This is a genomic window from Mesorhizobium sp. AR02, from assembly GCF_024746835.1.
Classification (GTDB): domain Bacteria; phylum Pseudomonadota; class Alphaproteobacteria; order Rhizobiales; family Rhizobiaceae; genus Mesorhizobium.
Genome location: NZ_CP080531.1, coordinates 2119800 through 2132254, shown reverse-complemented (window position 1 = coordinate 2132254; position 12455 = coordinate 2119800). Strand labels below are relative to the sequence as shown.

General features: G+C 62.6%; 10 protein-coding genes. 6 read left to right on the top strand and 4 right to left on the bottom strand.

What is annotated here, in order from left to right; translation table 11 throughout:
- The first annotated feature begins 181 nt into the window (after nt 1–181).
- Nucleotides 182–1006: an N-acyl amino acid synthase FeeM domain-containing protein gene (locus tag DBIPINDM_RS14315; protein ID WP_258587864.1), complete on the top strand. Its 825-nt coding sequence runs from the start codon at nt 182–184 to the stop codon at nt 1004–1006.
- A gap of 117 nt (nt 1007–1123) precedes the next feature.
- Nucleotides 1124–1273 (top strand): DUF3096 domain-containing protein, encoded by a 150-nt coding sequence (locus DBIPINDM_RS14310; protein WP_019862764.1) that lies wholly within the window; start codon nt 1124–1126, stop codon nt 1271–1273.
- Between the two features lie 89 nt (nt 1274–1362).
- Here DBIPINDM_RS14310 and DBIPINDM_RS14305 read toward each other — a convergent pair whose 3' ends face one another.
- Entirely contained in the window at nt 1363–2178 is an 816-nt protein-coding gene (locus DBIPINDM_RS14305; RefSeq protein ID WP_258587863.1) for an alpha/beta fold hydrolase, read from the bottom strand.
- Between the two features lie 256 nt (nt 2179–2434).
- On the opposite strand from DBIPINDM_RS14305, the gene DBIPINDM_RS14300 reads away from it, so the two are divergent.
- The 4 genes from DBIPINDM_RS14300 to DBIPINDM_RS14285 all read left to right on the top strand — a co-directional run bounded on the left by DBIPINDM_RS14300 (nt 2435) and on the right by DBIPINDM_RS14285 (nt 5877).
- Nucleotides 2435–2659 (top strand): aa3-type cytochrome c oxidase subunit IV, encoded by a 225-nt coding sequence (locus DBIPINDM_RS14300; RefSeq protein WP_258587862.1) that lies wholly within the window; start codon nt 2435–2437, stop codon nt 2657–2659.
- 87 nt (nt 2660–2746) lie between these two features.
- A complete protein-coding gene (locus DBIPINDM_RS14295) occupies nt 2747–4039 on the top strand; it encodes a Re/Si-specific NAD(P)(+) transhydrogenase subunit alpha (protein WP_258587861.1) in 1293 nt (430 codons plus the stop codon).
- A complete protein-coding gene (locus DBIPINDM_RS14290; protein WP_416361758.1) occupies nt 4039–4464 on the top strand; it encodes an NAD(P) transhydrogenase subunit alpha in 426 nt (141 codons plus the stop codon). The genes DBIPINDM_RS14295 and DBIPINDM_RS14290 overlap by 1 nt, the downstream gene beginning before the upstream one ends.
- A 6-nt stretch (nt 4465–4470) precedes the next feature.
- Nucleotides 4471–5877, top strand: coding sequence for an NAD(P)(+) transhydrogenase (Re/Si-specific) subunit beta (locus DBIPINDM_RS14285; RefSeq protein WP_258587859.1), 1407 nt, complete (start codon nt 4471–4473; stop codon nt 5875–5877).
- A gap of 85 nt (nt 5878–5962) precedes the next feature.
- On the opposite strand, the gene DBIPINDM_RS14280 is transcribed toward DBIPINDM_RS14285, so the two are convergent.
- The 3 genes from DBIPINDM_RS14280 to DBIPINDM_RS14270 all read right to left on the bottom strand — a co-directional run bounded on the left by DBIPINDM_RS14280 (nt 5963) and on the right by DBIPINDM_RS14270 (nt 12404).
- Nucleotides 5963–6880 carry a hypothetical protein gene (locus tag DBIPINDM_RS14280; RefSeq protein ID WP_258587858.1) on the bottom strand — a complete coding sequence of 306 codons (918 nt, stop codon included), beginning with the start codon at nt 6878–6880 and terminating at the stop codon, nt 5963–5965.
- A gap of 234 nt (nt 6881–7114) precedes the next feature.
- The gene (gyrB, locus tag DBIPINDM_RS14275) at nt 7115–9586 is read right to left on the bottom strand and encodes a DNA topoisomerase (ATP-hydrolyzing) subunit B (protein ID WP_258587857.1); all 2472 of its coding nucleotides are present in this window, start codon (nt 9584–9586) and stop codon (nt 7115–7117) included.
- A gap of 145 nt (nt 9587–9731) precedes the next feature.
- Nucleotides 9732–12404: a caspase family protein gene (locus DBIPINDM_RS14270; protein WP_258587856.1), complete on the bottom strand. Its 2673-nt coding sequence runs from the start codon at nt 12402–12404 to the stop codon at nt 9732–9734.
- Nucleotides 12405–12455: the final 51 nt, after the last annotated feature.

Below are 12455 nucleotides of genomic sequence, written 5' to 3'. Positions count from 1 at the left end.
CCACGATGATCCTCAGCCCAAGTAGGCCCAGCTCACGCGCCTGTTTGTCGATGGAGGTGCGATGTCCCGGAGGCCATGATCCCCGTCCTTCTCCGGCGCATTGCTCACCAGGACATTCTCAAACGGGGCGCTCAGCCGTTAAGGTTAACATAAGGTAAATCAACAACATCTAAATTTCAGCTTGTGTCTCATTTTCACTCGACTAGCCTATGCACAGGCGGAATTTCGAGGACAGATAATGGATGCTGTAACGGCTGCAAGGAATGCGTCTGGCGTGGTCAGGGCAGCCGGGGATTCGGTGCTGAACCGATCGATGATGCAACTGCTGGAGCATGTCGATTATCGCCTTATTACCGGAGGCGAGGATTTGGAGGCGATTTACCGGCTTCGCTATAAATCCTATCTGCGCTCAGGCATGTGCGGCCCAATCGCCAGCGGGATGTTCGAGGATCGCTGGGACAATCTGCCCAATTCCTACCGGTTCGGTGTCTATTTCTATGGCGAATTGGTCAGCACGATCCGCTTCCATTACATTTCCAGCGAGCACCCGAATTCGCCCTCCGTCGATGCCTATCCGGAAATATTGCTCGAGCGACTTGCCCGCGGAGAAACCTTTATCGACGGAACCCGGTTTGCAACCGATCCCGACAGCGCGCCGGCGCCCGGAGTGCTGCCATTCCTGACACTCAGGCTTGCCATGGTGGCCTCGCTCTATTTTGGCCAGAACTCGGTGCTGACGCCGGTCAAGGTCGAGCATTCCAATTTTTATTCACGTTATTTTAATGCCGTGCAGCGGACCGAGGCTAAGGAATTTCCGGGCGTTCTTACCCGGATCGCCCTGTTCGAAATCCCTGCCGGCGAAAATATGCGCCTCACACTCGAACGGTTCCCATTCTTTCGGTCGACGCCCACGGAACAGCGGCTGATGTTTGCCAATCCGGCCATCAACCGACTGACACCCTTGTCCATCGTGCCGACAGCGAAATATTATCACGCCGCCGCGTAGGCGCCCCTATTTTTGCAAGGCGTCTGGAGCCTTCCGGCCGGATCCGCGTTCTGATGACGGCGGCGCGCCGCCGCTCCGTCTTTGTCATCCCAGAGGATCTGCCAGAAGGACCCCGACATGCATATTTCCCAGCTCGCGCTCACGCCGCTTATCTCGCTGATCGCCGGGGTGCTGATCCTCATCATGCCACGGCTGCTGAACTACATCGTCGCGCTCTATCTGATCGTCGTTGGATTGCTCGGGCTTTTCCCGCATCTTGCCGGCTGAAACCGGAGCAATTCCAGGAAAAGTGCGAAGCGGTTTTCCCGGGGAAACCGCATAGCGCTTTCCCTTGGGGATTGCGTCAGCACTAACTGTCAGCCGGCGAAGAAGCGTAGCGCCGCGGCGACGATCGCCTCCGGCGCATCTTCCTGCATCAGATGGCCGGAGCCCGGAATGAGCGTCAGGCCGCAATTCGGCAGCATGGCCGCGAGCTTTTGGCCGCTTTGCGGCGGTAGCCAACGGTCTTCCTCCCCCCACAGCAGCGCGACTGGGCAGCGGAATCTGCCGTAGAGCGGTTCGACCTCGTCGGTGAAACGCTGATTCATCTGGGCGATCTGCCGATAGAAAGCCGGCTGGCCAACGGGTCCGGTCCATGGCGTGATATAGGGTTCCAGATCGCTGTCCGACAAAGATCTGGACGCGGCGCCCGAGACATACGCTTTCAGGATCGCAACCTGGATGTAGTCCGGCACGCCGGCGAAGGCGGCCTCATGCTGACGGACATGCTGGACAAAGGGCGAGCCCCACGGCCGCACCGCCACAGGGTCGATTAGCAGCAGCCTGTCATAGTCGCAACCGTCGATCAGATGCGCGCGCAACGCGGTGGCGCCGCCGAAATCATGGGCGATGATCTTGGGCCGATCGAGCTTCCAGAAGGCCAGCATCGCCGCCAGCGCCTTGTTCTGGATGCCCAGCGAAACATCCTGGCCTTCCCGTTTGCCGGATCGCCCATATCCGGGAAGATCGTAGAAATACAGCGTATGGTCGCGCGCCAGTTCCGGTGCGACGCGATGCCAGACATGCGAGGAGAACGGCGTACCATGCATGAGCACGATCGGAGGGCCTGAGCCGGCGGTCCCCCACGCGATGGTCGTGCCGTTCCAGTCAAATGTCTGTGTGGGTATGATCATTGCGCTTCACCAACCGGCTGTTCGTCCGGCGACGATAATCCCGCACGATGTCGTCCAGAACCGCCAAATTCTCACAGCAGCTTCAACGGAACTTACGCAGGATGCCCAGTGATCGCACCGCCAACAGGCTGGGGATCGGCCAGCAGTTTCAATTTTCCCTTGAGGCAGTTGTCGGCCCCAATGCGGCAATAGCGCCATTGCTCTTGGCCCGGCTTTTCGCTATGTGCCTGAAAGATGTCTTCGAAGGGGTATTCCTATGGCTGATCACTCGCCGACCGGTCCTGTCGAACTGGGCGCGAAGATGGACTATGCCGAACATGACCGCACCTATGCGGGCTTTCTCGCGCTGGCCAAATACGGATCGCTTTTCTGCGGCGCGTTGCTCATCGCGATGGCTTTCGGTTTCTTCGCGGCCGGTTTCTTCTCGGCGACCATCCTGTTCGTCCTGATTCTGGCCGTCGGCGCCTTCATTCTGCGATAGACCTTCCAAAACCCCGTTGCCATTGACGTTGCCGGATATTCCGGCCGACACCTTGCGCAAACAGGTTCCAGCCGAAAGGATCATGCGGTGGGACAGACGGTTTTCATCCCTCGTGAGCTTGATGCGAACGAGCCGCGGGTCGCGGCCTCGCCCGATACGGTCAAGCGGCTGGCGGGGCTGGGCTTCGACGTGGTTGTCGAAACCGGCGCCGGCACAAGGTCGCGCATCCCCGACGAAGAGTTTGCCAAGGCAGGTGCTGCCATCGGCAAGGCTTCCGATGTCGCCAAGGCCGATGTCGTGCTGAAGGTCCGCCGACCGACGGACGCCGAGCTGAAGAGCTACAAATCCGGCGCGGCGGTGATCGCCATCATGGATCCCTATGGCAACGACGCCGCCGTCGCGGCCCTGGCCAAGGCCGGGGTGACGGCGTTCTCGATGGAATTCATGCCGCGCATCACCCGCGCCCAATCGATGGACGTCCTGTCCAGCCAGGCCAATCTCGCCGGCTACCAGGCGGTCATCGACGGCGCCTCGGAATATGACCGCGCCTTGCCGATGATGATGACGGCTGCAGGCACGGTGCCGGCGGCGAAGGTCTTCATCATGGGTGTCGGCGTCGCCGGCCTGCAGGCGATCGCCACGGCGCGCCGGCTTGGTGCCGTCGTCACCGCCACCGACGTGCGCCCCGCCGCCAAGGAACAGGTCGCCTCGCTCGGTGCAAAATTCCTGGCCGTCGAGGATGAAGAGTTCAAGGCCGCCGAAACAGCCGGCGGCTACGCCAAGGAAATGTCCAAGGAATACCAGGCCAAGCAGGCAGCACTCACCGCCGAGCACATCGCCAAGCAGGACATCGTCATCACCACGGCGCTGATCCCCGGCCGGCCGGCACCGAAGCTGGTGTCGGCGGCCATGGTCGCCTCGATGAAGCCGGGCTCGGTGCTCGTCGACCTCGCGGTCGAGCGCGGCGGCAATGTCGAGGGTGCTGAGCCGGGCAAGGTCGTCACCACGGCCAACAATGTCAAGATCGTCGGCCATCTCAACGTGCCCGGCCGCGTCGCCGCGTCCGCCTCGCTGCTCTATGCGAAGAACCTGTTCGCTTTCCTCGAGACGATGGTCGACAAGACCACCAAGACGCTCGCGATCAACCGCGACGACGATCTGGTCAAGGCGACGATGCTGACCGACGGCGGCAAGGTCGTTCATCCGGCCTTCGCCAAGGCCGACCAGCAACCCCGTGTCGAGCCGGCCGCGATCCCGGCCACGACGATGGTTGCCGACGCCTCGGTCGAACCGGTTGCTGCCAAGAAAGCCGCGACAAAGAAAACTGCCGCATCCCAGTCGCCCTCGTCCAAGTCGCCCAAGTCGAAAGGCACAGCGTGATGGATCAGACCCTGCAGAAAGCCCTCGACCAGCTCGACCAGGCAAGTGCTGCCGTCAGGCTTGCGGTGCAGAACCTGGCCAATGCTCCAGGCGGTGCCGATGCGGCGGGTAATGCCGCGCACGCACTCTCCGGCGGCGCCATCGATCCCTTCGTCTTCCGTTTCGCCATCTTCATCCTGGCGATCTTCGTCGGCTACTATGTCGTCTGGTCGGTGACGCCGGCACTGCACACGCCGCTGATGGCCGTCACCAACGCTATTTCCTCGGTCATCGTGGTCGGCGCGCTGCTCGCTGTCGGTATCGCGGCTTCCGGTGTTGCCGCAGGCTTCGGCTTCGTCGCGCTGATGCTGGTCTCGGTCAACATCTTCGGCGGCTTCCTCGTCACCCAGCGCATGCTGGCGATGTACAAGAAGAAGGACAAGTAGAGCGCCATGAACGCCAACTTCGCGTCCTTCCTCTATCTGGTTTCCGGCGTCCTTTTCATCATGGCGCTGCGCGGCCTGTCGCATCCGACCACCAGCCGCCAGGGCAATATGTACGGCATGATCGGCATGGGTATCGCCATCGCCACCACGCTGGCGCTGGCGATTCCGTTTGTCCCGTCGGCCGGCCGCTACGGCCTGATCGTGCTGGGCCTCGCCATCGGCGGTAGCGTCGGCGCCGTCACCGCGCGCCGCATCGCCATGACCTCGATGCCGCAACTGGTTGCTGCCTTCCACTCGCTCGTCGGTCTCGCCGCCGTCATGGTGGCGGCCGCCGCCATCTACGCGCCGGAAAGTTTTGGTATCGGCACGGCGGGCGACATCCATGCCCAGGCGCTGATCGAGATGAGCCTTGGCGTTGCCATCGGCGCCATCACCTTCACGGGCTCGGTCATTGCCTTCCTCAAGCTCGATGGCCGCATGTCCGGCAAGCCGATCATGATCGGCGGCCGTCACCTCATCAATGCAGCCCTTGGCATCGCGCTCATCGTGCTGATCGTGCTGTTGGTCGGCACCGAGTCCAAGCTGGTCTTCTGGCTGATCGTTGCCGCCTCGCTGGTGCTCGGCATCCTGCTGATCATCCCGATCGGCGGCGCCGACATGCCTGTCGTCGTCTCGATGCTGAATTCCTATTCGGGCTGGGCAGCGGCCGCGCTCGGCTTCACGCTCGGCAATCTGGCGCTGATCATCACCGGCGCGCTGGTCGGCTCGTCCGGTGCGATCCTGTCCTACATCATGTGCAAGGGCATGAACCGGAGCTTCATCTCGGTCATCCTCGGCGGTTTCGGCGGTGAGACCGCGGCAGCGGCCGATGATGGCATCGAGCGCACGGTCAAGCAGGGCTCGGCCGACGACGCCGCCTATCTGATGATGAACGCGCAGAAGGTCATCATCGTGCCAGGTTACGGCATGGCGGTCGCCCAGGCGCAGCACGCGCTGCGCGAAATGGCCGACAAGCTCAAGGCCAATGGCGTCGACGTGAAATACGCCATCCACCCCGTCGCCGGCCGCATGCCCGGTCACATGAACGTGCTTCTGGCCGAAGCCAATGTGCCTTACGACGAAGTGTTCGAGCTCGAGGACATCAACTCCGAATTCGCGCAGGCCGATGTCGCATATGTCATCGGCGCCAACGACGTCACCAACCCTTCCGCGCGGGATGACAAGAGCTCACCCATCTACGGCATGCCGATCCTCGACGTCGACAAGGCCCGCACCTGCCTGTTCGTCAAGCGCTCGCTCGGCTCCGGCTATGCCGGCATCGACAACACGCTTTTCTACAAGGACGGCACCATGATGCTGCTCGGCGACGCCAAGAAGATGACCGAGGAAATCGTCAAGGCCATGGATCACTGATCCGGCCGAAGGCAGAAGTATCACCATCCAAGTGAAAGAGCCCGGCTTCGAATCCGGGCTCTTTCATTTCTGGGGCGATGCCGATTCAGCGGGTGGTCAGGAAAACCGCTTCCTCTTCGTCGCGCTGCCTGCCGCCGAGAGCGGCCGCGGCACTGGCGATGAAAGCACCGATAACCAGCGACAAGGCACCGAGCAGGGCAAAGGTCGCGCTGCCCTTCCTGGCGGTGTCGGCGGCCTGCTTGGCCTTGACCTTGGCGTCTTCGACCTTGGCAACCAGGGCATCGACACGCGCCTTGGCGTCAGCCTCGGACAGGCCGGTGCGGGCGGCAACCAGTTGCGACAAATAGGTCTTGTCGTCAGCCGAAATCTCGCCCGACGCCGCACTGGCGACCAGGATGCGTGAGGCCTGACCAACCGCGGCGGCATTACCGTCCGGACCAGCCGCCGCGAGCTTGCTCGGATCGGCCGGACGGAACAGCGAATCCACCAGATAGGAGGTCGCATTATCGGTCGATGCGCCGCCGGCATTGGCGGAAGCGCCGGCCGATGCACCCATGGCGGCGCCCGACGCTACGGTGGACACGGCCTGCACGCCTGTACTGAGTGCCGCGGAAAGCGCCGAGCCAAGCACGCCGACGACAAGCAGCGTTGCCAACGCCCAGGCAAGGAAGCCATGAGCGGTGTCACGGAAATACACTTCGTCGGTGTGGATGCCGACCCATTTGGTGCGCAGGCGTCCGGCGAGGTAGCCGCCGACGCCGGAGGACAACCACTGCACGATGATCAGCCAGATGGCGGTCGACACCGCGAAGGTGGTGATCGACGCGCCGGACCCCGACCATGGTGAAACCATGCTGAGCCCAAGCCCTGAGCCGAGCAGCATGAGGATGAAGGTCAGTGTCGAGGCCGCGAAGGCGCCGGCGATGATCGGTCCCCAGCTGACGGCTGTAGCTGAGGATTCTTCTGAAGCGGATAGGTCGATAGCCGATACGGTGGACTGCATCAACGCCCCCTACCGTACGAACAGCATGATGAGAATGATGATCGGGATCGGAATACCGAGCAACCAGAGCAAAATGCCACGTCCCATGAAAGGCCTCCTGTGAGAAATTGTGATCGATGTTGTCACAATGTCGTCGGAGGACTTCCGTTCCGGCTGGGTATAAAATGATTTTATTGGTACAGACGGAACAATTGGCGCGCCGCGGCGCGCCAATGCCAGAGATCGATATCGAGATTAGATATCCAGATTGGCCACCGACAATGCGTTGTCCTGGATGAATTCGCGCCGTGGCTCGACCTCGTCGCCCATCAGCCGCGAGAACAGCGAGTCGGCATCGGTCGCGTCGTTGACCTTGACCTGCAGCAGCGAACGCACATTCGGGTCGAGCGTGGTTTCCCACAGCTGTTCGGCATTCATTTCGCCGAGACCCTTGTAACGCTGCATGGTCAGCCCCTTGCGGCCGGTCGCAAAGACGGCGTTGAGCAGCGCCAGCGGCCCCGAGACGGTTTCGGCCACATCCTTGCGGCGCAGCACCGGCGGCGTCCCGTAGACCTCGCTGAGGCGCTGTGCGTAGCGGTCGAGCTGGCGGGCGTCGGCCGAATTGATCAGCCCCATGTCGAGATGGGCGTATTCCTTGACGCTGCGCACGGTGCGCTCGAAGACATAGCCGCCGCTGCCGTCATTCGAGGTCGACATGCGGCCGGTCCAGCCGCGCTCGGTGTCCTCGGCGATAATGTCGAGGCGTTGCGCGATCCGCTCCGCCATGGCGTTGGCGCGGCCAAGATCGCCGAAGACGTCGGGGTTGAGCCCGCCGGCGATCGCGGCTTGTTCGACCACGCCTCTGTTGTAGCGCGTGTGCAGGCCGTTGATGAGCTGGCGGACAGCCAGCGCGTCTTCGACGGCACCGCGCAGATCCTGTCCGATCCGCACTTCGCCTGAACCCAGCGTAAGCGACGCTTCCTCCAACCCGGAATCGATCAGGAACTCCTCGAAGGCGCTTTCATTCTTGATGTATTGCGAACTCTTGCCCCGCGTCACTTTGTAGAGCGGCGGCTGGGCGATATAGAGATGGCCGCGCTCGATCAGCTCCGGCATCTGCCGGAAGAAGAAGGTGAGCAGCAAGGTTCTGATATGGGCGCCGTCGACGTCGGCGTCGGTCATCAGGATGATCTTGTGGTAGCGCAGCTTGTCGGCATTGAACTCGTCCTTGCCGATCGAGGTGCCGAGCGCGGTGATCAGCGTGCCGATCATGTCGGAGCCGAGCATGCGGTCGAAGCGGGCCCGCTCGACATTGAGGATCTTGCCGCGCAGCGGCAAAATGGCCTGGTTCTGGCGCGAACGGCCGCCCTTGGCCGAGCCGCCTGCCGAGTCACCCTCGACGATGAAGATTTCCGATTTTGCCGGATCGCGCTCCTGGCAGTCGGCCAGCTTGCCCGGCAAGGAGGTGACGCCGAGCGAACTCTTGCGGGTGATGTCGCGCGCCTTGCGCGCGGCTTCGCGTGCCGCCGCGGCCTGGATCACCTTGTCGATGACCACCTTGCCTTCGCTGGGATGTTCTTCCAGCCAGGTGCCGAGCGCCTCGTTGACCAGCCCCTCGACCACCGGACGCACTTCCGACGAAACCAGCTTGTCCTTGGTCTGAGAGGAGAATTTCGGGTCGGGAACCTTGACCGAAAGCACCGCCGTCAGGCCTTCGCGGCAATCGTCGCCGATCAGCGAGACCTTTTCCTTCTTGGTCAGGCCCGAGGATTCGCCATAGCCGGTAATCTGACGCGTCAGCGCGCCACGGAAACCGGCCAGATGGGTGCCGCCATCGCGCTGCGGGATGTTGTTGGTGAAGGCAAGCACGTTCTCGTGGTAGCTGTCGTTCCACCACATCGCCACTTCGACGGTGATGCCGTCGCGCTCGGCCTTGATGGCGATCGGCTTGTCGATCAGCGGTTTCTTGACCCGGTCGAGATATTTGACGAACTCTTCGAGGCCGCCATCATAGTGGAGCTCATGCCGCACAATGTCGGCGTGGCGGGCATCGGTCAGAATGATGCGCACACCGGAATTGAGGAAGGCGAGCTCGCGCAGCCGGTGCTCCAGCGTGCCGAAGTCGAACTCGACCATGGTGAAGGTCTCGGCCGACGGAAAGAAGGTGATCGCGCTGCCGCTGCGGCCCTCGTAGGTGCCTGGCTGCTTGTCCTGTTCGTAGCTGCCCGTTGCCTTCAACGGCGCATCGGCATTGCCGTGCGTGAAGCTCATCTCGAAGATCTGGCCGTTGCGGCGGATCTTCAGCTTCAGCCATGCCGAAAGGGCGTTGACCACCGAGACGCCGACGCCATGCAGGCCGCCCGACACCTTGTAGGAGTTCTGGTCGAATTTGCCGCCGGCATGCAGCTGCGTCATGATCACTTCGGCCGCGGAAATACCTTCGCCGGTGTGGATATCGGTCGGAATGCCACGGCCATTGTCGATCACCGTCACCGAACCATCGGGGTTGAGCGTCACGGTGACGAGGTCGGCGTGACCGGCCAGGGCCTCGTCGATGGCGTTGTCGACCACCTCATAGACCATGTGATGCAGGCCTGAACCGTCGTCGGTGTCGCCGATATACATGCCGGGGCGTTTGCGGACAGCGTCCAACCCCTTCAAAACCTTGATGGAATCGGCGCCGTATTCGGCTTCTGCGCCGTTTGAGTTCTCGGTCTGGTCGCTCATGAAAACCTGTTGTCTAGATGCCGCTTGTACAGCGCGAAAAATCGGCCCCGAATCGCGCGTCTGATATCGACTAGATATAGGCGCTAAAGGCGGTTTTTCCAAGATTTGCAGGCATTTCCGGCCCAAATCCCGAGCCGGCAGCCGGCTATTTTTTTCGAGCGTTGAATTTGGCGAGAAGGCCGCGCAAATATTTGATCGTGGATTTGTCCCTGGGCGCCAGCCGGCCCGTGCGGTCGAGGTCCAGCGTCAGGTTCAGCGCCTTCGTCAGCACAGCCTTCGGATCCTTCGCCACATAGGCATAGTTGATGTAGGCCTGTACCAGATCAAATTGCCAGATCGCATTGTTCGGATCGGACTGGGCCAGTTGCTGGCGGATGCCGAGGCTGGCCTCGAAGGCCTTCCTGGAGCCCTCGAAGTGGCGCTGCTTGGTCTCCAGCATGCCAATTTCCGACAGCGTGATCGACAGGTCGCGTTGCCAGTCGGAATTGCCGGGGTCGAGCTTCACCAGCCGGTCGGCAATGGCAAGACTGTCCTGGTAGATTTGCAGCGCGTCGCTGACATTGCCCTGGGCATCAAGCACACCGGCAACCTTTTCCAGACAGACCGACAGGTCGCGCTGCCAGTCGGTGTTGCCGGGGTCATCAGCGGCAAGCTCACGCGCGACGGCCAGCGCTTGCTGATAGGAAGCCAGCGCTGCCGGCCAGTTCTCCTGGTCGTTGAGCGCGTTGCCGATCTTGGCGTAACTGATCGACAGGTCGCGCTTCAAGTCGGTGTCGTTAGGGTCACGGTGCGCCAGGTCTTCGGCGATCGCCTGGCTCTTGTTGTAGGCCACGAGCGCACCGGCGGCCTCGCCGCGCTCGCGCAGCACGTCCCCGATCCTCTCGTGGCTGACAGCGACGGCGCGCTGGCGCTCAGGATCATCGGGTTTGTTCCCGGCCAGCACCAGCCGAATTCTCAGGCTCTCTTCAAAGGCCGTCTGGGCGCCATCCAACTGGCCGGCGGTCCGGGCAAGGTCGCCGATTTCGTCATAGGTTATGGTCAGGTCGCGCAGCAGATAGGCGCTGTTCGGCTCGGCATCGGCCAATTTCTGCTTGATCGACAGGCTTTGTTGATAGGCCTGGGCAGCAGCACCCACATCGCCTTGCGTCGCCAGCACGTTGCCGATCTTGTCATTGGCCATGGCAAGATCACCGAGCCAGCCTTTCTTGTCCGGCACGCTTGCGGTCAGGTCCTGCAGCATGTCCCTGGCCGCCTCATAGTTTTCCAGGGAGGTTGGCAGGTCGCCTTGCGCCATTTGTATGTTGGCGAGCTTGATATGGCTGATGGCGAGATCGCGCTTGACGCTGGGGTTGGTTTCCTGGCGTGACCGCTGCTCGAGATTGGCCAACAGCGCGGTAAAGGCGCGGCCGGCCGCCTCGACATTGCCCACCGTCGTATAGAGAATACCGAGTTCCTCCAGCGTGCGGCTCTGGCGGTCGGCCTGTTCCAGGCTGAGCGAGGTCTGCCCGGCCTCGCCATACAGCGCCAGCACCGATTCATAGTCACTTATGGCCGTGGCGTAGTCGAGGTCGGCGCGCGCCGCACCGCCGGAGAGGAAGCGCGTCGCGGCTTCGGACAGGGTTCGGCTGACGAAATTCACCTTCAGCGCCTGACGCGAAGCATTGTCGATGTCGGCGGCCTTGGCGAGGATGGCGCGGGCGCCGTCGAAGGCGCCGAGCGAAAGCTGTTCCTCGGCCTGCCGGCGCAGCTCCGTCACCTGCGGATCGTCGGAGGCAAGCGTCTTCATTTCGCTGCGCACCTTGACGAAGGCGTCGGCCGCCTCGCGCAGCCTGGCATTCAGGCTGTCGGCCGAGAGATGGCTGGTGTCGGTGCCGATCAGCGCGCCATAGAGCGGCGCCAGCGGCATGTCGGCGTCGCTGGCGATCTGTTCGACCTCGCTGCGCATTTCCGGTGTCACATCGGCCATGGCGAGCAGCAGGCGTTCGCGCTCCGGCAATTGCCCCTTGGCCGCAGTGGCAAAGAACAGCTTTGGCAGACCGCTCTCGACATAAGGAAGCTGCTTGCCGCGCGACAGGTCATAGACTTCCTGCTGCACCAGCGTCAGCACTGAGCGGATTTCGAGCCCGTCAGTGCCGAGATATTTGGTCAGGGCCGTCGTGAAGGGCGAGTTCTGGCCGGTGCCGTCGGCCGCCGTTTCGCCCGGTGCTGCCGAAAAAGCAAACAGGATGTTTTCCGCCCGCCCGATGCGGCCAAGGCCAGGTTTGACCTTGTCGGCGACATCTTTTGCCAGCGAGGTCGCGCCGCGCCCGTCGCCGCCGCCGCCGCCCCCGGAGAACGGATCGCTGCGGCACGCGTCGAGCACGATCAGCCCGACCTTGGCGGTGGCGGCGACCGCAGCGCGCACCTCTTCCAGCGGCAGGCTGGTCTTGTCCAGCGCGTCGAGCGAGGAGGCGTCGGCATCGACCGGCAGCAGCCGGTTGTCGCCGGAGATTTCGACGCCATGACCGGAGAAATAGACCAAGGCGACATCGGCGCCCTTGGCATCCTCGCGAAAATCGTCGAGCGCGCGCCGCATGCGCCGCAGATCCCGGTTGGTTTCGAGCACGACCTCGAAGCCGAGCGTCTTCAGCGCCGCTTGCATCGCCTCGCCATCATGGACGGGATTGGCCAGTGGCCGCACCAGCCGATAGTCGTCTTCGGCCATGACCAATGCAACGCGCCGTTCCGCCGCCGCGGTGGCGGTGGTCGCAATCATCAGCAGCAAGGCAAACAGCAAGCGCAAGTCGAACCGCCCCCGGCTCAGTCGTTTGCCGACCATTCCACCTCTTTATGGCGCGAGCAAGCCGGGGCCAAAACCGGCTCTTTCAGC